The organism is Robertmurraya sp. FSL W8-0741 (assembly GCF_038004005.1).
In the GTDB taxonomy this organism is placed as follows: Bacteria; Bacillota; Bacilli; order Bacillales; family Cytobacillaceae; genus Robertmurraya; species Robertmurraya siralis.
Genome location: NZ_JBBOQG010000001.1, coordinates 1,466,817 through 1,493,385 on the forward strand (window position 1 = coordinate 1,466,817; position 26,569 = coordinate 1,493,385).

Genomic DNA, 26,569 nt, shown 5'->3' on the forward strand with positions numbered 1-26,569 from the left:
GATGACTCAATTAGGTTTTTATATAAATGTAGCTGAATGTGTAGGATGTAAAACATGTACCGTAGCATGTAAAGATAAAAATGATTTAGAAGTTGGGCGTAATTTTCGTAGGGTTTATGATTTTGAGGAAGGCACTTTTCCAAAACCATCTTTTTCGCATGTCTCGCTCTCTTGTAATCATTGTGAGAAACCCGGGTGTGTGCAAGGTTGTCCAACAGGAGCAATGTACAAGCGTGATGAAGATGGAGTCGTTTTGGTTGATCATGAAAAATGTATTGGTTGTAAATATTGTGTCTGGAATTGTCCGTACGGAGCCCCACAATTTAGTGAGGAGCTTGGAAAAATGACAAAATGTGATACCTGTCTAGACTTAAGAGAAAAAGGAGAAGAGCCGGCCTGTGTTACTTCTTGTATAATGCGTGCGATTGAATTTGGCCCTATTGACGAATTGCGAAAGAAATATGGTAATAACGCAGATATTAAAGGAATTCCGTCATCTACAATAACAAAACCAAATCTTATCATTAACGCATAAACGGCTAAATGAGTTGGCCAAGATAGAACCTGCCAGTTAAAAAAATGTAAATGCTGAAAATAATTTGTCTTGAAAGAGGAGGTAATATCGATGCATGAATGGGCATTATTACTATTTACCGTGTGCCTGCAAATCGCTATCGGCGGGATGTTGACACTAGCGATTTTCTATAAAAAAATCAATCAGTGGGGTGAAGAAACGGCATTTAAAGCGATGCGAATCCCCTTAATTGTCATTGCGGCTCTGTCCCTTGTCGGTTTAATCGCTTCATTTGCCCACTTAGGAACACCGTCACACGCTCTGAACTCGATTCGTAACTTAGGTTCGTCCTGGATGAGTCGTGAAATATTGGTGACAGGCTTGTTCATTGGAGCTGCATGCGTCACGGCCGGACTGGCCTTTGTCCAGAAAAAGGTTCATCATGGGCTGTTAATCTTATCCGCCCTTATTGGATTAATGGATATTTATTGTATGGCGATGATTTATGCCAATTCATTAGTGAGTGGCTGGAACTCGGTTCATACGTTCACATCCTTTTATGGCACAGCCTTCGTCTTGGGGCCGGTTCTCGTGGCGAGCTTACTAGCGCCACTGTTAAAGGATAAGGAGCAAAGTTTGATTAAAACTGCCTTCTATATTGCATTAGGAGGGATTGCCCTTCAATTAATCGGCGTCGCCCTATTCGGTTCGGTACTGCCTGAGGTCAATATGATTGAAGGAACGAATGCATTAGCTTCTCTAGCCGATTATCAAACAACGGTAGCGATTCGCTGGATTATCGAGATCATGGGTGCAGCGTTCTTAGGCTATCTTTCGATGGCCAAGCAGGGAAAAGTATCGGTTTCCTTTGCCTATGTGGCTTTAGCTGTTTTGGTATTTGCCGAAGGCATGAGCCGATATGTCTTTTATGTGTTAGGTGCTTGATTAAATAAAAGGAAGGGGCACTCTTCCTTTCGTTTGAGGAGTGTTGAAGATGGGTCTTTTTAGTAAATGGATTGAGAGCTTGGATTATCAATATGAGATACTGACAACTTGTTCTCGCTGCAAAAGTCCGCGTTCAACATGCTCCCGCTGTATTGAAGCATGTGAATTAAATGCAATCGAAATGAAAAATGGAGTACCTCAAATTAATTATAAAAATTGTAATGAATGTGGAAAGTGCTTGGTTTCTTGTCCTGTTCAGGCCATTGCAGGAATATTTCCAAAGCGAGAATTCCATCAAGGACGGCTTGTTGTAGATAAAAGTACTCCACCTACCGCTAAGGAGTTAGTAGTTTACGCTAAAAAGGGACTAAAAGGGATAGTGGGAGAGGATGAGTACAACGAGCAATGGGATCATGCTCTGAAAGAAGCAAATGAAATATTGCTGCAGCTAGAGGAGCCAATCTTAACCGTTGAGCAGTCGAAAATTGAACGTACAGAAGAAGTCGTATCAAGACGGGAGCTTTTCTTTTCATGGAAAGAAGGAACTCAATCCTTAATTAAGGAAATGGTTCCTGCCAAATGGCGTTTTAATCAGATGGCTCTTGAGCTTGCACGCTATTATCCTCAGCATCAATTTGCAATGATTGATTTAAATATTGAAAAATGTTCATTATGTCATGCATGTGAAAAATTATGCGATAAAAAATGCTTGGAAATAACGGATAAAGGATTTGTCATTTCAGCCCAAGCTTGTTCATTTTGTCAATTATGTGAGGATATCTGTCCTGAAAAAGCGATCACTGTTATTGAAAAAGTAATTCCTTACAAGCAAGTTGAACATCCTCTATTGACACATGTTTGCTCAACTTGTCAAAAAAGTTTTAAGACATTATCAGAAAATCAGCAACAATGTGTACCATGTATGAAAAAATCACAGTTTCAGATTACAAGATAAAAACGTTGTGATACAATGCATTTGGATAGATATGTAATGGAGTCAAGTGATTTAAAAGGAGTGAAAAATATGTTGTCAAATATTGGTGTTCCTGGATTAATATTAATTTTAGTTCTCGCTCTCATCATTTTTGGACCAAAAAAATTGCCTGAAATTGGTCGTGCCGTTGGACAATCCCTCAAAGAATTTAAGAACTCAACAAAAGGGATTATGGAAGATGATAAAATAGAAGATGAAAAAAAATCAACAGACGAGCCGAAAAAAATCGATTCATAATGAAAAAAAGCCGGTATCGAAAGCTCATTACATGACTTTCGGTACCGGCGTTTTTAATTTATGGTTATGTTAAACAAAATTGTTGATAACATGATTTTTGACAACAGTGCTGAAAACATTCATATATGAAGAAAGTAGAATTTTAAATGAATACAACATTAGGGTTTATGCTGATTGATGATCAGTATAAAGCCTTTTTTTTGTAAATGATGTTTAATGAAACCTTTTTACGGGGTAAAACGTCTATTAATAATGTGTAAAGGAAAAAGTTCATTTCTTCATAAAAAAATCATCGGTGCAAACATAGTACGGAACCATATAGCAGTAGTGAGATCAAGCATTCTACAAGATGTGCTCACTTGACATTTTTTGAAAAAGGAGTATATTAATATTTTGTGTTAAAGCAATAAATATTACAGGAATGTAAATTTTTGAGCGGATTTTCATAAATTGTTCATATTTAACAGTTAAGATAGTAAATGACGAGTCTGGGAGTAATCGCATATATAAATTATTCATGAAAAAAGTATAATAGTTTGCTAGAAGGTAGGTGCAACAAAGATGAATACTTTATTAAATAAACGATTTAATATTTCACAAAAATTTATCGGCTTTTTTCTTGTTGCCGTTGTACTCTTATGGTTGAAAACATATATTATTCAATTAAATCAATTTGAGCTAGGAATTGAAAATGGGATTCAAAAGTTTTTATTATTTTTGAATCCACTTGGATCATCATTATTATTTCTCGGTTTCGCCTTATTTTTCAAAGGAAGACGAAAATATAGTGCTCTAATGACGATTTATTTTATATTGTCATTCTTGCTATATGCAAACGTGGTTTATTATCGATTTTTTAACGACTTTATTACGCTGCCAACGATTTTTCAAACGCAAAATTTTGGTGATGTATCAAGCAGTGTTGTTTCCCTTTTAAGACCATACGATATTCTCTTTTTTGTTGATTTTCTAGTCTTGCTTGCGTTACTTTTATTTAAAGTTGTTAAAATAGAAGTAAAAGATATGGGGCGACGCAAAATTATTGCTGTTTTATCATTGGCTCTGGGCTTTTCAAGTTTGAACTTGGCCCTTGCTGAAGCAGATAGACCTGAATTATTAACAAGAGGCTTTGATCGCAATTACATTGTTAAGTATTTGGGAATGTATAATTACACAATTTATGATGCGGTGCAGAGCACAAAGGCTTCTGCTCAACGAGTAATGGCCGATAGTAGTGATGTAACCGAGGTAATCAACTTTACAAAATCTAACTATGCTGAACCAAATCCTGAATACTTTGGAATTGGTGAAGGCATGAATGTGATTTATCTTCACCTTGAATCGATTCAATCATTTTTAATGGATTATCAATTACATGGTGAAGAAGTGACACCGTTTTTAAACTCGATGATTAGAGATGAAAATACGATTTACTTTGATAATTTCTTCCATCAGACAGCGCAAGGAAAGACGGCTGATGCGGAATTTATGCTGGAAAATTCATTGTATGGCTTGCCACAAGGTTCAGCTTTTACAACGAAAGGGCTTAACACGTACCAGGCTGCTCCAGCCATTTTAGGACAGAAGGGCTATACTTCAGCTGTATTCCATGGTAACTCAGGTAGTTTCTGGAACCGTAATGAGATTTATAAATCTTTTGGCTTCGATAAGTTTTTTGATTTAAGCTATTACGATGCTGAGGCTGACCAAATGGCAGAGTATGGCTTAATGGATAAGCCATTCTTTGAACAGTCATTCTCGCTGTTACAGACATTACCACAGCCGTTTTATTCGAAGTTTATTACAGTAACACATCATTATCCGTATGCTATGAATCAGGATGAAGCAACAATTGCTCCGCATACTACTGGTGACAAATCGGTGGATAATTACTTCCAAACGGCACGTTACGCGGATGAAGCATTAGAGCAATTCATCACAGATTTAAAAGAATCCGGTTTATATGATAATTCCATTATCATTATGTATGGTGATCACTACGGCATCTCACAAAACCATAATAGAGCGATGGAAGAAGTGTTAGATAAAGAACTGTCCACATTTGATAGTGCAGCAGGTTTACAAAGAGTGCCGCTCTTTATCCGTGTTCCAGGAATGGAAGGTGGAATAAACCATGAGTACGGTGGACAAATAGATATTTTACCAACATTGCTTCATTTATTAGGGATTGACTCTAAAGAGTATATCCAGTTTGGTACTGATTTATTGTCCGAAGATCATGATTCCCTTGTTCCGTTCCGTAACGGAGACTTTGTCAGTCCGACCATTTCATCAGTTGGAGGAAAGTTCTATAACTCTGAGACCGGTGAATTAATTGACGAAGAACAAATGGAAAAGGCACAACAATTACAGGAAGTTGTAGAATATAAACTGCATCTTTCGGATAAAGTAGTCAATGGCGATTTATTACGCTTTTACACTCCAGCAGAATTCACGCCAATTGACCGTTCCATGTATGAATATAATAGTTCTGACGAAGAAGCTAAAGCTTCAATAGATGAATAAATAAAATGACGAGAGACTGTCCTACTGGGACGGTCTCTCAATTTGTCGACAAAGGCATCGAGAGTACCTCTCGGTGTCTTTTGGCATTTTTGGATGAAATTACGGTTAAAATATGTTGATTTCCGCTTCAGGTACTTGCTTTCTGAGAGGGCGGGCGGTTCGGAGCAGTGGCTCAATAGGAGGCGTAATCGGACAGAACGGACAAAGTGAAAAAGACTCCAGATCGAGCAAGCACCCCATTCGACTGACCGAAACAAATGAGGACTGCAAGAGTTCAATATGAATAGCAATATAAAACAAACTGCAGTAACCAAAGACGGTCTCTTTTTGATTGTTTAGAAATTTGTTGATTTGGGTGTTACATGGATTGCAAACTCTTCAGCAATAAGATAAGAAAAGTCGTTTTATCAATCATATTGTATTGTTTAATAAAGACTTCCGAAGTACTTTTTCTGACATATTTTTTGCTAAAGAGAAATTTGAGATAGATGTAACAAATTTTCGGCTAGTTATTTAGATGGAGGAAAACCAAAGGTGAATCATACTATTTTCCTAGTTTTCGTATGAAAAAATAGTACCTGGTACTATAAAATTGAAACATAACTGTAATATGATTATAATCTTGTTGTTATGATAGACTGCTATAGTACTAGGGGAGTAGAAAATTGTTAGTTTTAGATGTATTTTGTCATTATTGAGAATGAAAAGTATAAAATGAAAAAACTTGTAGACTTAATAGAGTCTGTATTAAGTACATAATTTATAAAACTTGTCGAAAACATGAAGGTCGGAGGAAATAAGAATGATGAAAAAGAAACTTGTAGCTCTGAATACCACTATCATCTTGGGAGTAGGAAGTTTAGTTACTATCCCGTCTGTGAGCGCAGATTATTCTTCACAAATTCAACAAGTAGAACAAAAAATCGATGAAACAGAAAATAAAATAGCGGCATTAGAAAAAAAGATTAAAAAAATGAATGAAGCGATTGCAGATAATAACAAGTTAATCGCAACTACAGAAAAAGAAATTGCAGTTACTCAAGAAGAAATTAAAAAATTAACGGAAGAGATAGCAGTATTAAACGATACGATTGAAAAAAGAACTGAAGTGCTGGCTAAACGTGCTCAGTCTTTTCAAGAATCTGGCGGTAAAGTTGGATACATAGAAGTGCTTTTAGGATCTGAAAATTTTAGTGATTTTATTGATCGTGTATTTGCAGTTACGCAAATTGCAAATGCTGACAGTGATTTGATTAAACAGCATGAATTAGACAAAGCAGCAGTTGAGGAAAAGCAAGCAGAGGTTGACCAAAAGCTTGCGGAATTAACTGATAAAAAAGAAGAGCTTGAAGGCATGAAGGCTCAAATGCTTGAGCAAAAGAAAGAAAATGATCAACTGAAAAGCTCATTAGAAGAAGCGCAGAAAGGAAATCTTGCAAAGCTAGATGAACTTGAAGAAAAAGCTCGTCAAGAAGAGGAAGCAAGACGCCAAGCGCAATTAGAAGCAGAGAGAGCATTGAGAGCACAAGCGCAAACTAGCAATAGCAATTCAAGTGCTTCTAACACTTCAAGCGAAGGTTCAAAAGTAGCTTATACACCACCAGCAAATGATGGTAGTCTTAATACCATTTTACAAGCTGGATATAAATACATAGGAAATTCAGTTTATGTATTCGGCGGCGGAAGAACAGCATATGATGTTACAAATGGAAGATTCGATTGTTCTGGTTTTGTGAGCTGGGCATTTAGACAAGCTGGCATTAGCATTGGCTCAAGTACAAGTACTTTAAGAAACCAAGGTACTAAAGTATCTTATAGTGAAGCTCGTCCTGGTGACTTAGTATTTTTTGACACTTATAAAAAAGATGGACATGTTGGGATTTATCTTGGCGGTGGAAAATTCATCGGTTCACAATCTTCAACAGGTGTAGCAATTGCTAACATGAACTCTGGATACTATAAAAATACCTTTAAGGGACATGTAAGAAGAGTTGCAAACTTTTAATTGATAATAACTATTGGGTCTATCCTTTAGTATAGGGATAGGCCCTTTTATTTTTGTTTGGAACTATTTAAGACTCACACATATTTTATGAATGGAACCACCTTCATTGAGGATTAGCAACAGTTCTTCTAAATTTTTGTCGTTTTCTGTACTGAAATATCGTGCATCATTTCTACATAAATCTTATAGTTCTAAGAAAAAATAACTTAGACTTTTCTTACTTATCATTATGAGTTAAAAGGGAGAAGGGAATAATAATGAAGAAAATTTCAAATGTATTTTGGATTTCAATTGCCCTTATTCTTGTGGCTGTCATATTTGGGGTGACAGCTCCTAAAACGTTTGAGGAAGCGACGGGCAATATACAACAATTTTTAACAACTGCTTTCGGCTGGTATTATTTAATTTTGGTGACGATTATTGTCGTTTTTTGTTTATTTCTTATCTTTAGTCCAGTAGGGGCAATTAAACTGGGCAAACCGGATGAGAAAGCAGAATTTTCTAGAGCGTCGTGGTTTGCAATGCTTTTTAGTGCAGGAATGGGAATCGGTCTTGTTTTCTGGGGAGCGGCTGAGCCTCTATCTCATTTTATTGACCCTCCTTTAGCAGAGGGAGGGACGGCTTCTGCGCATAAGGAAGCGATGCGTTATACTTTTTTTCACTGGGGAATTCATGCTTGGGCAATTTACGCCTTAGTTGCGTTAGCACTGGCCTATTTTCAGTTTAGAAAAGGTGAAGCAGGCCTCATTTCTTCGACTCTTAAGCCAGTATTAGGAAAATGGATGGATGGGATTTTAGGAATGATTGTGGATGTCTTAGCAGTTTTTGCTACAGTCGTTGGAGTAGCTACTACACTGGGGTTTGGGGCGGCACAAATTAACGGAGGGTTATCCTATTTATTTGGAATACCATCAAATTTTGTTACTCAGTTTATCATTATCTTCATCGTCACCGTCTTATTTATGATATCTGCAGGGACTGGTTTAAGTAAAGGAATTAAATATTTAAGTAATACAAACATGGTATTAGCAATTGCTTTATTATTATTAATGTTTATTGTAGGCCCAACCATTCTAATATTAGACATGTTCACTGACACGATCGGGGGATATATTCAAAATATTATTCAAATGAGCTTCCGCATTGCTCCCTTGAATGGTGAGCATCGGGAATGGATAAACGGTTGGACTATATTTTATTGGGCTTGGTGGATTTCATGGTCACCATTTGTAGGGATTTTTATTGCTCGTGTTTCAAGAGGACGGACTATTCGCGAGTTTATTATTGGAGTTCTTTTACTTCCAGCTCTAGTGAGTTTCTTTTGGTTTTCAGTATTTGGAAATTCATCGATATCGATTCAATCATCCGGTGCATTGGATCTGACACAGTTTTCCACAGAGGAAGTGTTATTTGCTGTCTTTAGCCAATTTCCATGGTCCATGTTCCTTTCCGTTGTAGCCATTTTGCTTATTGCCCTGTTCTTTATTACATCTGCAGATTCGGCAACATTTGTGCTCGGTATGCAAACGACATATGGTTCCTTGACACCACCGGGAAGGGTAAAATTCACTTGGGGAATTGCCCAATCCACAGTGGCTCTCATCCTCTTATATAGTGGTGGATTACAAGCATTACAGAATGCCCTAATTGCTGCGGCGTTTCCGTTCTCCTTTATAATGCTTTTGATGATGATTTCTTTGTTTAAATCATTAACAAAAGAGAAAAAAGAATTGGGATTATACCATAAACCTAAGCCGAGGAAAAAGCCAGAAGCTAAGGCTTAAATATTACGAGGTTCTATTCAATACAGGAAAAGGAACATAATTTCTTTTTTCACAACATAAAATGGACAAGGGGAGATGTCCGATAGGGGGGGAACGCAATGAATGGCTTGTACGAAAATATGAGTGAACCTTTCGACTAAAGGTAATGAAGAAGATTTTTTTGGTTTATTCCTTCCTATTACTTGGTGCGATCATGCAAGGAATGGCGATGTCTATTTTTTTATTTCCACATTCCATTCCTTCTGGTGGTGCTGCAGGTATAGCCATTCTAGTTAACCACTGGTTTCACTTGCCTTTAGGATTTTCTTTGTGGTTATCTAATGTCGTATTTCTCGTCTTTGCTTTAAAGTATTTCGGCTATACGTGGACATTTAGAACGATTCTTGCGGTCGCAGCTACTTCCATGACAGTTACATTAATTTCGACCACTTTTAACAATATTCCCCATATTCATATTTTGCTCGATATTGCTGTAGGAAGTGTCCTCTTTGGTATTGGAGTTGGAATTCTCATTCGCACAGGTGCTTCGAGCGGAGGAATGGTGATTCCGGCATTGATGATTGCTACCTATAAAAATTGGAGTCCTGGGAAAGTTATGATGGGGATTAACTTACTGATCTTTCTCTTAACATCTTTTGTGATTGATTATAAAATTGTTTTTTTTGCTGTCATTTGCCAACTTATTTCTACGAATGTGATTGATTTAATCTATCAATTAAAGATTTATTCCACTACTTTTTTAACACCTAGTTGGAGAAGAAAATAGATAAGAGAAGTGGCTAAGAGATAACAAAAACAAAATTTATCGGACAGTTTATAACCTGAAGGGTAAAGAGGACAATCTAATGGTAAATCAGGGAGAGTTTGTGCGCATGAACGAGCAAAGGAAGGCAACACGAGAGGCAACAGCTTAAGCAAGATGAAACAACAGCCCTATCTGCAAGCTTAAAGTGTTAACTAGAGGGTGTCCGAAAAGGCATAGCTGTTTGGACAACCTCTTTCTATACTTTTTAAAATGCGGATCTATTCTTTTGCTGCTACATGCAATCCACATTCGGTTTTCGTTTGACCTGCCCAACGGCCATCACGGAAGCTACCCGGTTGCGTGCATGGAGCACATCCGATGCTGGCATATCCTTGGTCGTGCAATGGATTATATGGAAGATTGTTTAATTTTATATATGTGATAACATCGTCCCATGTCCAATGAATAAGAGGGCATATTTTGATTTTCTTGAATTTCTCATCCTTATTGATGTACTGTGTGTTGCTCCTTGTTGGAGATTGGTCACGCCTTAAACCTGAAATCCAAGCTTTTGCTTCCTTCAATGCTATTTGCAGAGGAAGAACTTTTCTGATGTGGCAGCATAGATTGGGATTGTGCGTCCAAAGCTCTTCGCCATGTAGTTCTGCTTGCTGATTCAACGAAAGCTCAGGCTGAAGAATTTCTATTTGTAATGATGGATAACGCTTCTTAACTTTTTCAATCAAACCATATGTTTCGTTAAAATGGAGCCCAGTATCGAGAAAGGTAATTTTGCCTTTTTTGTTGACTTTATGAATGAGATCAATGAGAACGATTCCTTCTGCTCCGAAGCTGCAAGCATAGACAATTTCATCACCATATTCTTGATAGGCCCATTTCAGAACTTCTAAGTAATCTGATCGTTCATCAAATATAGGGTTACTCCAATTATCATAGGTTAACAGGGCAGACAAAAAAATCACTCCATTCCTAAATATCAACTGTGATGAATTCAAGTGAAATGCATTCGTTATTTTTTACTGTCATTTTATTCATAGCATTGATGTGGCCAAAGCGATGATAGGACCTTAACGCGCGTATCCAGGAGCCGTGGCCAAATACGAGTAAATGGGAAGCGTTATTGTACTTGTTTAAAAAATATATGATTCTTTTTTTTAGATTTGAAAGACTCTCGCCAAGTACGATTTTTTCCGGTTGTTCACTCCAAAGCTCACCGTATTCGGAGAGCAGTTCATCTTTCGGACGACCTTCAAAAGGCCCGAAGTCCAACTCATCTAATAATGCTTCTTGAACGGGCGTGTAGCCATAATGTTCTGCTGTTTGCTTCGTTCTTAAGAGACTGCTGCAAAGCACATGGTCAAAGGACTTTTCTGATAAAAGTTTTGCATTCTTTGCAATATGCATTTGCTCTTTTTTTGTGAGAGGAAGAATGGGAAAATCTCTTTTTCCTTGTAATCTTTGTATAATATTCCACTCTGTTGGTAGATGTCTTATAACGGTAATATCCATTCTTGTTCCTCCAAGTTAAAAGTTTCACTTCTTAAGCCACGACGTTGAGTCTCCAAAATTAAAACATCTGAAATTTTTACATTTCCTAAATTGACGTTAGAGCCAATACAATTGATAAAGAACATTTGATGTTTTGGCGATGGTGCTTCAAAAATCACTTTTTTCCAATCAACATCCTCGAGAAGTTCGAAAATTAACTCTGATTTAATGGTACCGTTGTTGTCGTAAATTCCGGCAGTGCCAGAATCTCTTCCTTCCGTAATCACATATTCGCAACCAGCATCAAGCAAGGCGTTAATTTCTGTTTTCCAGTCACAAATCGGCATCTCGTTAAAGGAATCTTTTGAGCCTACTTCGGCAATTACATGGAAATCTTGCTTTATGATTGAAATGATTTGCAGCCGTTCATGAAGGGGAATATTTAATGTACCATTCGAAACTTCAACCCATTCAATATTGAGTTCTTTAAGCCAGTTCAGATATTCAGTTATTTTATTTTGTTGATAACATTTCTCAAATAACGTTCCTCCACAGTAAGCTTTAATATTATAGTCTCGGTAAAGCTTTATTTTCTCTTTCAGATTAGGAAAAACATAAGCAGTACCGATACCTAATTTGGCAATATCAATAAGCTGGTGATAGTCCTCAAGGATATGTTGTAAATGGCCAATGGGCGTTCCAAAATCAACGATCGAAGTAAGCCCAAAGCTTCTAGTTCCTTTTGTTCTTGATGGTAATTGCAAAAAATCCATACGGATCGTTCCTCCTCATTTTTTGAACGCTGCCCTTTATTTAGAATTAGATTACAGAAAATTTGTGATTACTGTATAGTTCATCATTATCACAATCTTCACTTGTAAAATTAGCCTATTCAAAAACTGGGTGAATGTGTATATATTGGGCTCTTTTGACTGGATTTAGGCTTGGGCATGAGTGTATAAACTTTTATTTTGATTCAAACAATAAAGAAGTGTACTATCAAAAATCTTGATTTTCATCTAAGGGGGTGTTCGAGCATTGGTAAAGCAAAAACATAAAGGAATGACAATTTTTGCAATAGGCTCAATTCCGCTCATTCTTGTTTTAGGAAATTCGATGCTGATTCCAATTCTTCCAAAGATGAAAACAGAGTTGGATATTTCGCAATTCAAAGTAAGTCTGATCATTTCTGTGTTTTCCATTGCAGCGGCGATTTCTATTCCTGTACTAGGTTATCTCTCGGATCGCTTTTCACGTAAGGCTATTATCATACCTGCCCTTATCCTTTATGGGAGCGGTGGACTGCTTGCAGGAGCTGCTGCAGCTTGGTTTTCAAATGCTTATACGTGGATTATAGCTGGGAGAATCATGCAAGGGCTTGGAGCTGCTGGTACAGCCCCAATTGCGATGGCACTGACCGGAGATTTATTTAAAGGAGGGGAGCAAAGTAAAGTACTTGGTCTTGTCGAAGCTTCCAACGGATTTGGCAAAGTGATAAGTCCGATTATCGGTTCATTATTTGCGCTACTGTTTTGGTATGCAGCTTTTTTTGCTTTTCCCGTATTTTGTTTAATTTCGGTACTCCTAACCCTCTTCTTTATAAAAGAAAAAAAAGCACACAAAGAGCCGCCTCCTGTTGGAAAATATGTCAAAGGGCTTGTATCCGTTTTTAAAACAGAAGGGCGTTGGTTGTTCGTTGCCTATTTAACAGGTGCGACCTGCTTATTCACTTTATTCGGTATCCTGTTTTATATTTCCGATATTTTGGAGAAAGAGCATCAAATTGATGGTGTGTTAAAAGGAGGAATCCTAGCAATTCCTCTCCTATTTATGACAACAACTTCGTATATAACTGGGAGCAAAATTGGCAAAAAAATGAGATTGATGAAAGCACTTATCGTGTTAGGACTTCTTCTTATGACGATATCTTTTTCCACTCTTGTCTTTTTTGAAAAATTAATTCCTTTTTTCTCTGTCCTTGTGATCAGCAGTATTGGGACTGGATTAGTTCTCCCTTGTATAAATAGTTTTATTACGGGATCCGTTTCAACGGATAAGCGAGGTTTTGTTACCTCTCTATACGGTTCTGTTCGTTTTTTAGGAGTTGCGATTGGTCCTCCAGTGTATAGCACTTTAATGGAATGGTCTCGAACAGGGATGTTTTTAACGACAGCCGCATTAACTTTATTGGTCGCCTTACTATCACTCGTCTTTATTCATGTCCAAAAAAAGAAAACGTCAGAAGAAAACGATCAGGATTCACTGTTTGAAAAGTTGCAGTTTACTTAAGTCGTTTGCCATTTGGTGGTGCTCTTTTGTGAAATGGACGTAATTCACTTTGAATAACTGGTTTCTTTTTCAGCCCTTCCCTTTCATTGATACGGCAAAGGAGATGATACTGTGCAAATATATTTTTCACCTGAAGTGATGACAGCAGAGTTTCAAGTGTTGAATATTGTTAGTTCGGAAAATAAGGCGGTAGGGAATATTGCTTTTTTATTTGACGAAAAAAAGCTATACGTATATGGGATTTTGGAAGAGGAAGGAGTCAGAGAGGATTTTAAGGATTTGGTTAAACCATATGTAAAAGGGCTTGCGAAGGCAAAAGAAGGCTTAGAAATCTATTCTTGCCTCTATGTTGGCTGTAAAAAAATAGAATTAAAAGTTGAAGAGGATAAATAAGGTGAGTCCTTCAAGTTGGAGGCTCCTTTTTTTATTTTTCGACCTTTGCGATCCTGGGAAGCAGCTATCGTTGGACAAACTTTTTCTTTATGTTACCATCGGAAGGTTATACGAACAATGTAGCCTTAATGATGACGAAGGCCTCTTGTTCTTTTAATTTTAAACATATGCTTTCTGAAGCCAAACAATGAATAGTTATTCTAAATTTGTCTAATAACAAGGCGAGTGGTACGATAACGATTGTGGACTTGCTTCCCGATAAAACGACAAAAATCGCTATATAAGTAGATTTTAAAGGAGAACATTATGGAACGTCCGAGTTTTGTCAAAATTACCGCCATTTTACTGTTTACACTTGTTTTGCTTGCCTATAATTTTTTATTAGTAAATTCATTAGAGGTTATTACTGTGATTATCATTTTTGCTGGTACGATTAGCATTTGGTCGTTTGTCGATCTTTATCAAAGAACAAGTGAAAAAGCGGCTTTGTACGATTTAATGAAGAAAGAGCTGGACTCTGTTAATGAAGAAAAACGGCTGATTGAGGTTGCTCTCGATACAGTTGAGGATATTGCAGTGTTTTCTTATAGTACCGAGACAGGGGATTTTTATATTTCCAAGGGAATTGAACATATATATGGTTATCCATATCAAAAGATTAGAAATGATAAAAATTTATGGAAACTTATTGTTCATCCCGAGGATATTGAAAAGATTGAGAAAAAGATTGGTCAATGGACGACAGGAACTGTCGCTTCGACAGAAGTTCGAATTATTCGTCCAGATGGAGAGGAACGCTGGATCATTTTTCGAGAGAGTTCCGTTAAAAATGATGTCGGCCATGTAGTGAATATCACAGGACAACTCATTGATATAACAGAAAGAAAAAAGCTGGAGATGAAGTTAAAACATCTTGCGTTTTTCGATGAATTAACTGATTTAGCAAACAGAACTCTTTTGGAGCGGCATTTAAAAAAGGCGCTTTCTCGCTCAAAGCGACTTTCTCAACCATTAGGGGTAATGTTTATCGATTTAGACGGATTCAAAAAAGTGAATGATACGATGGGGCATGAAACGGGAGATCTATTATTGAGAGAAGTAGCGGTTCGATTAAAAACTTCCGTTCGGTATGAGGATTTGATTGCGAGGTTAGGTGGCGATGAATTTATCATTTTATTTGAAGAAACAAAAAGAGAAGATATTCAGGATATCGCTGAGCGGATTTTGACAAATGTTTCTGTTCCTTATTTGCTTGGAGATAAACAGCCAAAAGTGACCCCTAGCATAGGAATTGCCATGTATCCAGACGACGGGGAAGATCAGGAAACATTATTAAACAATGCAGATAAGGCTATGTATTATGCGAAAAGCAAGGGGAAAAACAATATCCAATTTTATATGGAAGAAATACCTAATCTGCCGGTGAAAAAGAATGGTGTGCTTAAGAAAATATTTAAACAATTACAAATGAATTTTTCCAAGTGAATACAAGGCCCCGATTTTTAAGAAATCGGGGCTATCTTAACTAATTTAAGGTACGAGCTCATCAAACCTTTTGCGCATTGCATCCTCTAAAACTCTTTCCCCGCCAATAGCTTCAACAATTCCACCAAGGGATTGGATCCAATCCCCGGTAACGGCATGTCTTTGACCGTAAAAAAATGCTGATTCATCCTCGGTCACAAGTTGTTCAGAGAGACCAATCGCTTCCAATAATGTGCCAATTACTTGAATCCATACTCCTTGAACGATTTCAAGGGTGCCGGGCACTTGCTCTTCTAAATAGTATAATTTTGTTAAAGCTGCAGCTTCTGCTAATCCTGCAAAGGCTTGGATCCAAACATTGGCGACAACTTGCTGTCTTAACCTTAAAATTCTTGACTCTTTCTCTTCTTCCGTTAATATGGGCATTTGTTCTTTTTGGATTTTGTCCACGCCACTCCTCACTCCTCAAGTCTCGATTCTTTATAACATATGCTTTAGAAGCTTTTTTTGTTGATGGAGATGGAAGAATGACTTTTGCAAAAGAAAAATATCCAGCTTTTGACTGGATATTTGAAAGGAATATTTATGAGGGTAAATGAAAAGGCAAGCTTTTCTTAGTTTTTATTATAGTTGGTAAATATGAACAGACTATGAATAAATACGTAATAATTAATGAATGACATTAGTTTGGTGCCCGAGAAGGGATGTTAGCTTGGATAGAGCTTTACCCATCCATGTTCCTTCACTTTGTTTTTTAGTTCCTCCCAAAATGGCCTTTTTTAAAAATGATCTCTTATTCACATTAAGTCAATATATCACTGGAATGTTTTCGCTGATGTTCGTTAAACACATAACCATGATGGATGTAACTTTGGTCGTGGGTCTGTTGCTTTTACTCATGGAGGTAGGGTGTGAATCGGTTTGTGTTCTGAAGTCTCCGGGAGTGGAAGCTCCTCTTTAAACAGTATTTTCTTTAATATATTTTTTGAGGTGAAGCTAGTTTTTCCCATCATTTAGTAGACTTTTTATAACGTGATCTGTAGTTGTATTGAAGGAGATTTCTATTAAAGAATGTCATCCGCTATTTCAGTATAATAAAGCGAGAATTCTATTCCTTCTCCAATGTGAAGATTTATTTTTTGTACCGAGTCAAATCTTGTTACTGAATTATTGAATAATGCCTCAATTTTATTTGGGGAGGACTCAATTATTTCGATATATTTAGCATATGATACAGCGTAATGGAATTTTTATATTTCTTTCAACAGAGTTTCTTTTTTTAGTATATTTGCTTTAAGGCTCTCTTATTAATTATTGAAAAATAATAAATTCAACTAAGGAGAATCTTTCTCTTTTTACATATGATGTAGCGTAAGACAAATAGAAATAGAAAGGAGGAAATGCTATGAGTAGAAAAAATTGTGGATGTGAGAAATCACGTGGGAATGTTCAGGGTGATAAAACAATTGTTTCACCAACAGAAACAATTGTAAAGGTGCATACAACTAAACGCACGGTTAGACGAATCCACCCTACTGAAGTTATTAACGTTAACCGAACAGTTGTAAGAAATGAAAATTTCTACCCTGTTACCCAAAGACAGGTAAATGAAGTGGTAGAGGAAAATTACGATTGTGGAAGTGATGTTAATAATCCAAGATGTAGACGAGCTGGAGGAATGTTCAGCTTGTAATCGGCAAGCATAGGAGCACCTGCTTTTTAGTAGGTGCTTCTTTTTTAAGTAAATGGAATTGTTAAAAGCATAAAATGAATAAGATAAGATAAATAAAAAATTAACTGTGCTATATACATAAAGAGCTTGAATCATCGAGCCTTAATAAATAGGCTCTGTTATATGTCGGTGTTGATTTTGGGATCATTTTAACAATAATTCTATTTAACAAAGCCAATAAATAAAATAAAGCCGTTGAAGATTGAAGTCATTTTTTATATTTGCGCTGAGGTAATGAAATTGAAATGGTGAATTAGCAGAAAAAGCTAATGTTACGAGGAGAACAAAGAATAATTATACACATTTAGGTTTGTTACGGCATAGCGTAACTATCGCTATTATGATTATTCAACGATTGAAAGAATACATTTTATTGAAGAGCGGAAAACTGAAAGTAGGACGCTCGATGAGATTAAAAAAGAGATTAACGAAAAATTTTCTGAAGTAATTGATGTATTAGAAATCCGTTTAAAAAATGCGATGGTTAAAAAAGTGTGTGCAGTGATTGTATCTCAACTTGAGCAGACTGATGATAAGAAAAAAGAACTTCTGAAAGTTGATACAATCATTGTTGCTGCTGCTTAGTTGAACTGAACAAGATGAATATAGCAAGTAAACGAACTTTACTAGGAGGTGTACGTCTTACTTTTGTGTAAGACCAATGATTGACAACTATTAATTTATTTTTAATTGTTTTATTAATTGCTTTAACAGCATTTTTTGTAGCAACTGAATTTGCGATTGTAAAGGTACGTGTTTCACGAATAGAACAGCTCATTTCAGAAGGAAAAAAAGGAGCAGTTTCGGCTAAAAAGGTAGTAACACATCTTGATGAATATTTGTCAGCATGTCAATTGGGGATCACGATAACAGCATTAGGGTTAGGTTGGCTAGGCGAGCCGACTGTTGAGAAATTATTACATCCGCTATTTGAATATTTTCATTTAAATCAATCCCTTAACCACATATTATCATTTGCCATTGCTTTTGCTTTAGTTACTTTTTTACATGTTGTGATTGGGGAATTGGCACCTAAAACGGTTGCGATTCAAAAAGCTGAAGCAGTCGCACTTTTGTTTGCAGTTCCAATTATTTGGTTCTATAAAATCATGTTTCCGTTCATTTGGTTCTTAAATGGCTCAGCTCGAGTGCTTGTTGGTTTATTTGGTCTTAAACCAGCTTCTGAGCATGAGGTTGCTCATTCTGAGGAGGAACTTCGCATTTTGTTATCGGAAAGTTATAAGAGTGGGGAAATTAATAAAAATGAGTTAAAATACATGAATAATATTTTTGAATTTGACGAAAGAATTGCCAAAGAAATTATGGTTCCGAGAACAGATATTGTCTCTTTATCCATTGACAGCTCGTTGGAAGAAATGATCAATACGATTAAAAGAGAGAATTATACGCGATATCCAGTTGTGGACGGGGATAAGGATAATATTGTTGGAATCATTAATGTGAAGGAGTTTTTAACAGCCACTTTGCATCAGCAAAGAACAGAAGAAAAATTTAGGATTGCTGAATTTATCAACCCGGTTATTCGAGTTATTGAAACGATTCCTATTCATGATTTGCTCGTAAAAATGCAGAAGGAACGAATTCATATTGCTATTTTGATGGATGAATACGGGGGGACCTCGGGGCTAGTAACCGTTGAGGATATTTTGGAAGAAATTGTTGGCGAGATAAGAGATGAATTCGATGACGACGAAATTCCAGATATCAGAAAATTAAGTGAGAACCATTATATTTTGAACTCCCGTGTTTTGATTGAAGATGTAAGCGAGTTATTAGGCATTTATCTGCCTCATGAAGAGGTTGATACAATTGGCGGTTGGTTTCTAACGCAGAACATTGATGCTGAAATTGGTTCGGATATTGAATATAATGGCTACAATTTTAAAGTTCTAAGTAAAGAAGGGCACCAAATTCTTTATTTAGAAGTTGCTAAAATTTAATCTATAACAAATATAAAAAGCACTTGGATGTAATCCTTGTGCTTTTACATTTGATTATGTTAGGGTATGACGCATACTTTTTCAAGGCCTTATCAAAATAATTTTTTCATTGCGGGGATTAGTTGGGAGAAATGAGGTTTTATGACAAAATCTTTCGCACCGAGCTTTAACGCTTCGATTATAAGTCTTTTTTGGCCCATTGCTGAATAAATAATGACATTTGCATTCGGATCAAATTGAATAATTTCCCGCAATGCATCTAATCCATTCAATATAGGCATGGTTAAGTCTAGCAAAACAATGTCAGCGCGTTTTTCCTGAAAGATAGTAACAGCGCTCCTTCCATCAGCAGCTTCAGCAATTACATGGAAACCATTCTCGCTGACAAGGCACTTGATTAAATTTCGGGAAAATTTGGAATCATCAGCAATTAATACCGTTTTACACATTTTCTTCACCTTTCGCTATTAGATAAGGCAAATTAGCGAAAAAAGTGTTTCTCATAAATACCCTGTTTTTGCAACCCGGCTGCCATAACTATTAAGTCTTAGGCCCGTGGCTTTGCGTCTCTTACTTTCGTAAAATTTGCCCGAAGGTAATGATAACATGGCAAAAAGAGATTTAGCAAACTAAATTAATATTAAGGAAAGATGCTTTTAGAAAAAAAGTATTATGGCGTTTAATCATGTTCAAAAGCGATGTTCAGGTTGTTGATGTGCAAAAGGATGGGTAAGCGGCTCGGTACGTGTTTGTTTTTTCTTGTTTTTATGACAGTTCTTATATGGACCAATATACGTGCTTGGCTGCACCGGTTGAACGGTCTTAATCCAGCTTGGTTCATCGATGCAATACGTATGAGTGACGATATTTGCTGGAGTGAATTTGAGCAGATCAGAGCCTAAGATCACCTCGGGAGTAGGGGCATTAAAGATGGCAAGTAAATGGGTATTATCTGTTGTTGCCACCTCATAATGCCACCACGCTTGTGGGACATTTGCGACTTGACCAGGTGTTATTGGATAATTTTGAATTTGTTTTGTGAAGGGGTTAAGAATGGAGACGATTGCTGCTCCAGATATACAGTAAACAAGCTCGGCTGCATTTTGATGATAATGTGGTTCAATGACATTATTCGCGCTTAAAAATATATCGAGAAGGGATGTATTTTCCAATGTATTGAGCTGACGTATACCTAATATATTAATGAGGTTGTCATTGTCCTTTTTGAATAATGTACTTTTATTGACGTCAAAAGTGTACTGCAAGGATGGTGATGTGTAATCTAAGTAGGCAGTCATATTATTTTCACCTCTTTTTTCACATTTGAAAACTCTTAGGCATGTTATGCAATTGAGGTACTTTTCGTGTTTTGTACAATTGCAAGCAAGAATCGCTACTATGCCTTTGACGCTAACGTGGCGATAAAATATGATAAACATAAGAATCCCGTGTAAGGACGTGCTAGAATGAAAATTTTATTAGTTGAGGATGATAGGACGATTGCTGCTGGCTTAGAGTACTCCCTGCAGAAGGATGGGTTTGAAACAGTGCTGTATCACGATGCTAAATCAGCTGAAAGCTTTTTAACAAAGGGATTAAATGAAGTTGATTTGTGTTTGTTTGATTTATCCCTTCCAGATGGTAGTGGTTATGAGCTATGCCAAATTGTTAAAAAACACAGTGATAAGCCCGTTATTTTTTTAACTGCATTCGATGACGAGGTCAATGTTGTAATGGGGCTTGATATGGGGGCTGATGACTATATTACGAAGCCTTTCCGAATTCGTGAGCTTATATCTCGAATTAAATCTGTTCTTAGAAGATATAACCTGCATCTGCAAACGCAGCCCAAAACGGTCATTGAAATCGGAAATATCGGCATTAATACGTTAGAAGGAACAGTTTGGAAAAATGGGGAGGAGGTTCTTTTAACGGCATTGGAATATAAATTACTATTAATTTTTGCTAATCACCTTGGACAAGTTTTGACAAGAGTCCAGCTTTTAGAACGAATATGGGATGTCGCTGGTGATTTTGTCAATGATAATACGTTAACAGTTTACATAAAACGCCTAAGAGAAAAGCTAGAAGATGATCCGCAAAGCCCAACAATCATAAAAACCGTAAGAGGTATAGGCTATAAGGTTGGTGAATAGGGAATGCTTCGCAATCGTGAAATCCGTTTTTTCATGCTCGTACAATCTATGATCGCTGTTATAGCGGCAGTAATGACTGCAATCTTCTTTTCGATAAAAGTTGCCATTGCAGTGACGATCATTTCTGCTGTTTTTATCATTGTCTCTATCTCTTTCACTAAATGGCGTTATTCTGAATTAAAAAAGCTCTCTAGTTCCATTAGAAAAATTATAAGTGGAGATTATAGTCTTGATGTTCGTGATAATGATGAAGGGGAGTTAAGTATATTAAAAAATGATATTTATAAAGTGACATTCATGCTGTCTGAACAAAGCTCCTTATTGCAAAAAGATAAGCTGCGGTTAACGGATGCAATTTCAGATATATCGCACCAATTAAAAACACCGCTTACCTCGATGATCGTTATGTCTGATTTAATAAGTGATCCCGCTCTAGATGAAGACAAAAGAGCTGAGTTCACAAGAAATATGCGCATGCAATTAGAAAGAATTGAGTGGCTCGTTTCCTCATTGTTAAAATTGTCAAAAATTGATGCAGGCACAGTTCTATTTAAAAAGGATAGAATTCCTGTACATTCATTAGTTAAAAAAGCTGTTGAGTCTATTTTAATTCCCATCGATATTAAACGGCAGTCTTTAATAATATCTGGGGATGAAAATGCGATCTTTATCGGTGATCTTAATTGGACGGTAGAAGCGTTGATCAATATTTTAAAAAATTGTGTAGAGCATACCGATGAAGGTGGTCATATTGCTATTTCTTTTTTAGAAAATGCACTTTATACAGAAATTACGGTTCAGGATGATGGCAAAGGAATCGACAAAGAGGATTTGTTTAACATTTTTAAACGATTTTATAAAGGGAAAAATGCGGGAGAAGATAGCGTTGGAATAGGGCTTGCCCTATCGTACAGTATCATCACCAACCAGCAAGGAGATATTGAGGTAAGAAGTGAAGTTGGCAAGGGAACCACTTTCCAAATTAAATTTTATAAACAAGTGATTTAGTTGGTGTATAAATGACTAGATTGTCACTTTATAGTCACCTAAAAGTCATTTTAGACAGATATACTAAATAGCAATGACAAATGGTGGAGGTTTTTTGCATGGATATTTTAAAAATAGAAGATCTGTCTAAAGTGTATGGAAAAGGGGTTACAGAGGTAAAAGCGTTGGATCGGGTATCGTTTTCTGTAAAAAAAGGAGAATTCGTTGTGATCATCGGTCCTTCCGGTTCAGGGAAATCAACTTTGCTTCATTTATTAGGCGGAGTTGATCGACCGACAAGCGGGAATGTTTTTATCGATAATACAAATATTTATGAGCTGGACGAAACACAATTAGCTATTTTTAGGAGAAGGCAAATTGGTTTGATTTATCAATTTTATAATCTTATTCCGATCTTAACGGTTGAAGAAAATATAACATTACCGGTGTTGCTGGATGGGCATAAGGTAGATGGCAAACAATTAGATGAGATTGTGAGAATTCTTGGCTTGAAAGAGCGCTTAAGCCATTTGCCGAATCAATTATCTGGTGGTCAACAGCAGCGTGTTTCGATCGGACGGGCACTGATCAGCAATCCGGCTATTATTTTGGCTGATGAACCGACAGGAAATTTGGATAGTAAAAATAGCAGCGAAATTATGGAATTGCTCAAAATGTTCAATAAAACTTTTAATCAAACACTCATCGTTATCACCCATGATGAACGTATTGCTTTACAGGCCGACCGTGTTATTTCAATTGAGGATGGTAGGATTGCCAAAGATGAGGTGCTCCGTCCATGAATATTGTTAATAAACTAACGATTAGACATTTACGCAAGAATAGAAGAAGAACTCTTATAACGATTATCGGAGTTATTATTTTCGTTGCCATGATCATGGCAGTTTCGACTTTAGCAGTTTCCTTTCTTGATTTAATGAAAAGGCAATCGATCGCTTCTAATGGTGAATGGCATGTTCAATATTCAGATGTAACAAAAGAGCAACTGGAGACGATCGCAAAGGAAGAATCCACGAGCAAGTTAGTCGTTTCAAGAGATCGTGGCTATGCAAAGTTAGCAAATTCCCAAAATAAGAATAAACCATATTTGTTTGTAAAGGAACTTAGTGAGCCAGGATTTGAGCAATTTCCAATTGAGTTAAGTGAAGGAAGGCTTCCACAAGCTGCTAATGAGATCGTTATTTCAGAGGAAATTAAAAATGATGCTGGTGTAAATTACAGGATTGGTCAAAAAGTCACTCTCGATTTTGGGAAGAGGGTTGTAGAAGGATACGATGATCAGTTGAGGCAAAATGATCCACTTGCCAAAGATGAGAACGGGGTAAAAGAAGAATTAGTAATTGAGGATTCGCAAACATTTACGATTGTTGGTGTCATTAAAAGACCAATATGGGAATCTACTTGGTCACCGGCTTATACAGTTATCAATTTAATCGAACCGAATTTACTGTCCAATGACGATGTGGTCGATGCTGTTGTCGTTGTCGATAAGATCAATCGTTCTCTTTATAAAACCGTTGAACAAGTAGCAAGTGAAAATAAGATAGAGACAATTAAATTTAATAAGGAACTTCTACGTTTTTATGGAGTAACAGATAATGATGAATTGCAACGAACATTGTATTCCCTTGCCTGTATCATCATGGTTGTAATCGTAATCGGTTCCGTATCTCTCATCTATAATGCCTTTGCTATTAGTGTATCGGAGCGGGCAAGACATTTAGGAATGCTTTCTAGTGTAGGGGCAACGAGGAAACAAAAACGCGATTCCGTATTCTTTGAGGGAGCAATCATTGCTTTAATAAGTATTCCCATTGGAATTGTTGCAGGATTAGGAGGCATTGCTGTCACCTTTTTGTTTATTAATTCCTTGATAGAAGGAGCACTTGGAGTTACCGAGAAATTAGAAGTAGTCGTGACACCGTTGTCGCTCTTGCTTGCATGTGTGGTTTCGCTGTTGACAATATTTATTTCCACCTTTTTACCCGCGAGAAAAGCGTCAAAAATTGCTGCGATCGATGCGATTCGACAAACTCAGGACATTAAACTATCTGGCAGAACAGTAAAAACATCAAAGCTAGTAAGAACAATTTTTGGAATTGAAGCAGAAATTGGTTTGAAAAACATGAAACGTAATAAAAGAAGATATAAAGCCACTGTATTTTCATTAGTCATTAGTATTGTTTTGTATTTATCGGTCTCTTTTTTTACAAGTAATATTAGTAAGTCCGCCCAATTGTCACAGGACGGAATCAATTTTGACATCCAAGTGGAAGTGAATGAGAACGATTTGACCAACGAGGAACTACAATCCCTCACAGGTTTGACGGGAATTACGGATTATAGCATTCAAAAGAAAATGCAGTTAATGGCACCAATAAAAAAAGAAGCGTGGCCAAAAGAGCTTCATGACATCATGGAGAATGAACAATCTCAAGGAGATACGTATGATTTTGTCATCAATCTATATGGACTTGATGAATCGAGTTTTCAAAGATATGTAGAGCAGATCGGCGCAAATAAAAATGACTTTGAAGACAACTCAACCATTAACGCTATTGTGATTGATGAGATTAAATATCAGGATTATCGTTTAGGTAAATTTGTTGAGACAAAGGCAATTGAGATGACACCAGGGGAAGTGTTGGATACGGTCGTAATGGATGATGACAGCGAAGAGGAAGTATCCCATCAGCAAATAAAGCTTGCAGCGTTAACGGACCAAGTTCCAATGGGAATAATGACATCAGGTGTAGGAGCATTAGAAGTGATCGTCCGAGAAGAGGTGCTCGAGCAAATAATAAAGGAGGATGTTTCCGATTCAGTGCAGACAAACTTATTTATAAATAGCTCTGATCCGATGGAGACACAGAAGGCGCTCGAGGCTCAGGTTTCCACTACTACTTATGTCTATAATGTTTCTTTGCAGAAACAGAAAGAGGAACAGTTTATTATGCTTTTATCTGTGTTCACTTACGGGTTCATTGCCTTAATTTCATTAATTTCTGTAGCCAATATATTTAATACGATTTCAACAAGTATATCTTTGCGTAAACGTGAGTTTGCGATGTTAAAATCAGTTGGAATGACGCCAAAAGGATTTAATAAGTTGATCAACTATGAAAGTGTTTTTTATGGTGTGAAAGCATTGCTTTATGGGCTACCTATTAGCGCAGTGGTAATGGCGCTTATACATTGGTCCTTACAAGGCCCCTTTTCCTACGGATTAATGGTGCCATGGATGAACATTGTTTATGTCATTATCGCTATTTTTATCATTGTAAGCTCGGTGATGCTGTATTCGATTCGGAAGATCAAAAAAGAAAATATCATTGATGGTTTAATACAGGAGAATATTTAGAAATCAATAAAGCATCATTTGCGCGGGGAGAATCGTTTTTTTCTTCTCAGCTTGTAAAAGGCACTTTCCCAATTATTTAGGAAAGTGTCTATTTACATTTTTTAATGCTCTCGAAGCTTGTTATAGCCTATTTGAAAGAGGTAAATCAACATAGATAACGCTTGTTGTATTAGAAATATACCAAAATAATTTATTTTATTAATATCGAAGATCCCAAATTTTTCATATAATCCCATGAATACAAAACAATAGACCAGATCGCTAACCAAATTAAGAATCCAGTATACCCAAAAATTTCCGAAAGTAAGGTACAAAAAAAACATCGGTAACACAATGTACAATCCATACGTAGCTGGGGGAACATTTGTGAGAGGCACAATCGTTTCTTTTACTTTTACAATATCCCATCTTTCATAAATTTGAAATACGATCGTGATTAAAAGTGAGGAAAATAACCCTGCTGGTAAAAATTCACTCACCCGCTGTTTATCTAAAAAAAATAATAAGCCCCATGGGAGAATCAACATCGCCCATAAAATAATTTGATTTAACATAAGACAATTTCCCTTCATGTTTTATTATTAGTGTGTGCGGAAACCCTTATCTTTATTAGGAAATTGCTAAAATTAGATATGTGCAGATTTAGTTCAAATGAGATCTGTGGTTATGTAAATGCAACAACTTTAATCAAGAAGCATTTATACAACAGTGTTAAAATTTAGCCCGGATTGAAGAAAAGCAATCGTTCTCCTATTGATTTCTTGAGTAAAATCCGTTCTTCATTAGAGCGAAAAGGCAAGAAAAACGAAGGCTTTTCATCGAAATAAGGTACAAACAGTGCGGAAGAATTAAAAAGCAGGGGGGAATGAAGTCCTGCAGAATTTGTTGTGCTACAATAATTTAGAGAATATCTATGTTTTTTATG

The 26,569-nt window shown here is 36.6% G+C and carries 24 protein-coding genes and 1 riboswitch; of the genes, 17 read left to right on the forward strand and 7 right to left on the reverse strand.

What is annotated here, in order from left to right; translation table 11 throughout:
• Window position 1 precedes the first annotated feature (1 nt).
• The 8 genes from NST02_RS07065 to NST02_RS07100 all read left to right on the forward strand — a co-directional run bounded on the left by NST02_RS07065 (window position 2) and on the right by NST02_RS07100 (window position 9,771).
• Window positions 2–535, forward strand: coding sequence for a DMSO/selenate family reductase complex B subunit (locus NST02_RS07065; RefSeq protein WP_211344109.1), 534 nt, complete (start codon window positions 2–4; stop codon window positions 533–535).
• 90 nt (window positions 536–625) lie between these two features.
• The gene (locus NST02_RS07070) at window positions 626–1,459 is read left to right on the forward strand and encodes a dimethyl sulfoxide reductase anchor subunit family protein (protein ID WP_340948571.1); all 834 of its coding nucleotides are present in this window, start codon (window positions 626–628) and stop codon (window positions 1,457–1,459) included.
• Window positions 1,460–1,508: 49 nt separating this feature from the next.
• Window positions 1,509–2,414 carry a 4Fe-4S binding protein gene (locus NST02_RS07075; protein WP_095314638.1) on the forward strand — a complete coding sequence of 302 codons (906 nt, stop codon included), beginning with the start codon at window positions 1,509–1,511 and terminating at the stop codon, window positions 2,412–2,414.
• Window positions 2,415–2,483: 69 nt separating this feature from the next.
• Window positions 2,484–2,690, forward strand: a complete 207-nt coding sequence (locus tag NST02_RS07080; RefSeq protein WP_170211292.1) for a twin-arginine translocase TatA/TatE family subunit — start codon at window positions 2,484–2,486, stop codon at window positions 2,688–2,690.
• Between the two features lie 561 nt (window positions 2,691–3,251).
• Complete coding sequence (locus NST02_RS07085; RefSeq protein ID WP_095314637.1) at window positions 3,252–5,216, forward strand: LTA synthase family protein; 1,965 nt, start codon at window positions 3,252–3,254, stop codon at window positions 5,214–5,216.
• A gap of 802 nt (window positions 5,217–6,018) precedes the next feature.
• On the forward strand, window positions 6,019–7,221 hold the full coding sequence (locus NST02_RS07090; protein ID WP_340948573.1) for a coiled-coil domain-containing protein: 1,203 nt from the start codon (window positions 6,019–6,021) through the stop codon (window positions 7,219–7,221).
• Between the two features lie 257 nt (window positions 7,222–7,478).
• Window positions 7,479–9,005: a glycine betaine uptake BCCT transporter gene (locus tag NST02_RS07095; RefSeq protein WP_095314635.1), complete on the forward strand. Its 1,527-nt coding sequence runs from the start codon at window positions 7,479–7,481 to the stop codon at window positions 9,003–9,005.
• A 145-nt stretch (window positions 9,006–9,150) separates the two neighbouring features.
• Window positions 9,151–9,771, forward strand: a complete 621-nt coding sequence (locus tag NST02_RS07100; RefSeq protein WP_095314634.1) for a YitT family protein — start codon at window positions 9,151–9,153, stop codon at window positions 9,769–9,771.
• 257 nt (window positions 9,772–10,028) lie between these two features.
• Here the strand turns inward: NST02_RS07100 and NST02_RS07105 are convergent, their stop codons facing one another.
• From NST02_RS07105 to NST02_RS07115, 3 genes are read right to left on the reverse strand one after another with little or no spacing between them, the layout of a single operon-like run.
• On the reverse strand, window positions 10,029–10,715 hold the full coding sequence (locus NST02_RS07105; RefSeq protein WP_235879462.1) for a phosphoadenylyl-sulfate reductase: 687 nt from the start codon (window positions 10,713–10,715) through the stop codon (window positions 10,029–10,031).
• 25 nt (window positions 10,716–10,740) lie between these two features.
• Window positions 10,741–11,280 carry a histidine phosphatase family protein gene (locus NST02_RS07110; protein WP_340948575.1) on the reverse strand — a complete coding sequence of 180 codons (540 nt, stop codon included), beginning with the start codon at window positions 11,278–11,280 and terminating at the stop codon, window positions 10,741–10,743.
• Entirely contained in the window at window positions 11,262–12,032 is a 771-nt protein-coding gene (locus tag NST02_RS07115) for a phosphosulfolactate synthase (RefSeq protein WP_095314631.1), read from the reverse strand. The genes NST02_RS07110 and NST02_RS07115 overlap by 19 nt, the downstream gene beginning before the upstream one ends.
• A gap of 289 nt (window positions 12,033–12,321) precedes the next feature.
• On the opposite strand from NST02_RS07115, the gene NST02_RS07120 reads away from it, so the two are divergent.
• The 3 genes from NST02_RS07120 (at window position 12,322) to NST02_RS07130 (ending at window position 15,426) form a co-directional block, all read left to right on the forward strand.
• Window positions 12,322–13,548, forward strand: a complete 1,227-nt coding sequence (locus tag NST02_RS07120; RefSeq protein ID WP_235879463.1) for an MFS transporter — start codon at window positions 12,322–12,324, stop codon at window positions 13,546–13,548.
• Window positions 13,549–13,659: 111 nt separating this feature from the next.
• Window positions 13,660–13,941, forward strand: a complete 282-nt coding sequence (locus NST02_RS07125; protein WP_095314629.1) for a hypothetical protein — start codon at window positions 13,660–13,662, stop codon at window positions 13,939–13,941.
• Window positions 13,942–14,247: 306 nt separating this feature from the next.
• On the forward strand, window positions 14,248–15,426 hold the full coding sequence (locus tag NST02_RS07130) for a sensor domain-containing diguanylate cyclase (protein ID WP_137743729.1): 1,179 nt from the start codon (window positions 14,248–14,250) through the stop codon (window positions 15,424–15,426).
• A gap of 45 nt (window positions 15,427–15,471) precedes the next feature.
• Here the strand turns inward: NST02_RS07130 and NST02_RS07135 are convergent, their stop codons facing one another.
• Window positions 15,472–15,876 carry a hypothetical protein gene (locus tag NST02_RS07135; protein ID WP_340948577.1) on the reverse strand — a complete coding sequence of 135 codons (405 nt, stop codon included), beginning with the start codon at window positions 15,874–15,876 and terminating at the stop codon, window positions 15,472–15,474.
• Window positions 15,877–16,831: 955 nt separating this feature from the next.
• Between NST02_RS07135 and NST02_RS07140 the strand changes: the two genes are divergently transcribed.
• A complete protein-coding gene (locus NST02_RS07140) occupies window positions 16,832–17,119 on the forward strand; it encodes a CotD family spore coat protein (protein WP_095314626.1) in 288 nt (95 codons plus the stop codon).
• Between the two features lie 704 nt (window positions 17,120–17,823).
• A complete protein-coding gene (locus NST02_RS07145) occupies window positions 17,824–19,119 on the forward strand; it encodes a hemolysin family protein (RefSeq protein ID WP_137743730.1) in 1,296 nt (431 codons plus the stop codon).
• Between the two features lie 92 nt (window positions 19,120–19,211).
• On the opposite strand, the gene NST02_RS07150 is transcribed toward NST02_RS07145, so the two are convergent.
• Together NST02_RS07150 and NST02_RS07155 are read right to left on the reverse strand one after the other, a co-directional pair.
• The gene (locus NST02_RS07150) at window positions 19,212–19,568 is read right to left on the reverse strand and encodes a response regulator (RefSeq protein ID WP_095314624.1); all 357 of its coding nucleotides are present in this window, start codon (window positions 19,566–19,568) and stop codon (window positions 19,212–19,214) included.
• Between the two features lie 66 nt (window positions 19,569–19,634).
• Window positions 19,635–19,719: riboswitch (cyclic di-GMP riboswitch) on the reverse strand.
• An 89-nt stretch (window positions 19,720–19,808) separates the two neighbouring features.
• Entirely contained in the window at window positions 19,809–20,417 is a 609-nt protein-coding gene (locus NST02_RS07155) for a cupin domain-containing protein (RefSeq protein WP_340948578.1), read from the reverse strand.
• Window positions 20,418–20,585: 168 nt separating this feature from the next.
• Between NST02_RS07155 and NST02_RS07160 the strand changes: the two genes are divergently transcribed.
• The 4 genes from NST02_RS07160 (at window position 20,586) to NST02_RS07175 (ending at window position 25,644) form a co-directional block, all read left to right on the forward strand.
• Window positions 20,586–21,275, forward strand: coding sequence for a response regulator transcription factor (locus NST02_RS07160; protein WP_095314622.1), 690 nt, complete (start codon window positions 20,586–20,588; stop codon window positions 21,273–21,275).
• Between the two features lie 3 nt (window positions 21,276–21,278).
• Entirely contained in the window at window positions 21,279–22,283 is a 1,005-nt protein-coding gene (locus NST02_RS07165) for a sensor histidine kinase (RefSeq protein ID WP_340948579.1), read from the forward strand.
• A 98-nt stretch (window positions 22,284–22,381) separates the two neighbouring features.
• The gene (locus NST02_RS07170) at window positions 22,382–23,065 is read left to right on the forward strand and encodes an ABC transporter ATP-binding protein (RefSeq protein WP_137743732.1); all 684 of its coding nucleotides are present in this window, start codon (window positions 22,382–22,384) and stop codon (window positions 23,063–23,065) included.
• The gene (locus tag NST02_RS07175) at window positions 23,062–25,644 is read left to right on the forward strand and encodes an ABC transporter permease (RefSeq protein ID WP_340948581.1); all 2,583 of its coding nucleotides are present in this window, start codon (window positions 23,062–23,064) and stop codon (window positions 25,642–25,644) included. Before NST02_RS07170 ends, NST02_RS07175 begins: the two co-directional genes overlap by 4 nt.
• Before the next feature lie 101 nt (window positions 25,645–25,745).
• On the opposite strand, the gene NST02_RS07180 is transcribed toward NST02_RS07175, so the two are convergent.
• Window positions 25,746–26,198: a hypothetical protein gene (locus tag NST02_RS07180; protein ID WP_212933564.1), complete on the reverse strand. Its 453-nt coding sequence runs from the start codon at window positions 26,196–26,198 to the stop codon at window positions 25,746–25,748.
• Between the last annotated feature and the right edge of the window lie 371 nt (window positions 26,199–26,569).

What these genes read in the sequence shown, in the direction of transcription:
- NST02_RS07175 (WP_340948581.1), top strand. Translation starts at nt 23,062, where the DNA reads ATGAATATTGTTAATAAACTAACGATTAGACATTTACGCAAGAATAGA.
- NST02_RS07080 (WP_170211292.1), top strand. Translation starts at nt 2,484, where the DNA reads ATGTTGTCAAATATTGGTGTTCCTGGATTAATATTAATTTTAGTTCTC.
- NST02_RS07090 (WP_340948573.1), top strand. Translation starts at nt 6,019, where the DNA reads ATGATGAAAAAGAAACTTGTAGCTCTGAATACCACTATCATCTTGGGA.
- NST02_RS07155 (WP_340948578.1), bottom strand. Translation starts at nt 20,417, where the DNA reads ATGACTGCCTACTTAGATTACACATCACCATCCTTGCAGTACACTTTT.
- NST02_RS07100 (WP_095314634.1), top strand. Translation starts at nt 9,151, where the DNA reads ATGAAGAAGATTTTTTTGGTTTATTCCTTCCTATTACTTGGTGCGATC.
- NST02_RS07075 (WP_095314638.1), top strand. Translation starts at nt 1,509, where the DNA reads ATGGGTCTTTTTAGTAAATGGATTGAGAGCTTGGATTATCAATATGAG.
- NST02_RS07170 (WP_137743732.1), top strand. Translation starts at nt 22,382, where the DNA reads ATGGATATTTTAAAAATAGAAGATCTGTCTAAAGTGTATGGAAAAGGG.
- NST02_RS07165 (WP_340948579.1), top strand. Translation starts at nt 21,279, where the DNA reads ATGCTTCGCAATCGTGAAATCCGTTTTTTCATGCTCGTACAATCTATG.
- NST02_RS07130 (WP_137743729.1), top strand. Translation starts at nt 14,248, where the DNA reads ATGGAACGTCCGAGTTTTGTCAAAATTACCGCCATTTTACTGTTTACA.
- NST02_RS07110 (WP_340948575.1), bottom strand. Translation starts at nt 11,280, where the DNA reads ATGGATATTACCGTTATAAGACATCTACCAACAGAGTGGAATATTATA.
- NST02_RS07085 (WP_095314637.1), top strand. Translation starts at nt 3,252, where the DNA reads ATGAATACTTTATTAAATAAACGATTTAATATTTCACAAAAATTTATC.
- NST02_RS07180 (WP_212933564.1), bottom strand. Translation starts at nt 26,198, where the DNA reads ATGTTAAATCAAATTATTTTATGGGCGATGTTGATTCTCCCATGGGGC.
- NST02_RS07095 (WP_095314635.1), top strand. Translation starts at nt 7,479, where the DNA reads ATGAAGAAAATTTCAAATGTATTTTGGATTTCAATTGCCCTTATTCTT.
- NST02_RS07070 (WP_340948571.1), top strand. Translation starts at nt 626, where the DNA reads ATGCATGAATGGGCATTATTACTATTTACCGTGTGCCTGCAAATCGCT.
- NST02_RS07160 (WP_095314622.1), top strand. Translation starts at nt 20,586, where the DNA reads ATGAAAATTTTATTAGTTGAGGATGATAGGACGATTGCTGCTGGCTTA.
- NST02_RS07115 (WP_095314631.1), bottom strand. Translation starts at nt 12,032, where the DNA reads ATGGATTTTTTGCAATTACCATCAAGAACAAAAGGAACTAGAAGCTTT.
- NST02_RS07150 (WP_095314624.1), bottom strand. Translation starts at nt 19,568, where the DNA reads ATGTGTAAAACGGTATTAATTGCTGATGATTCCAAATTTTCCCGAAAT.
- NST02_RS07140 (WP_095314626.1), top strand. Translation starts at nt 16,832, where the DNA reads ATGAGTAGAAAAAATTGTGGATGTGAGAAATCACGTGGGAATGTTCAG.
- NST02_RS07065 (WP_211344109.1), top strand. Translation starts at nt 2, where the DNA reads ATGACTCAATTAGGTTTTTATATAAATGTAGCTGAATGTGTAGGATGT.
- NST02_RS07120 (WP_235879463.1), top strand. Translation starts at nt 12,322, where the DNA reads ATGACAATTTTTGCAATAGGCTCAATTCCGCTCATTCTTGTTTTAGGA.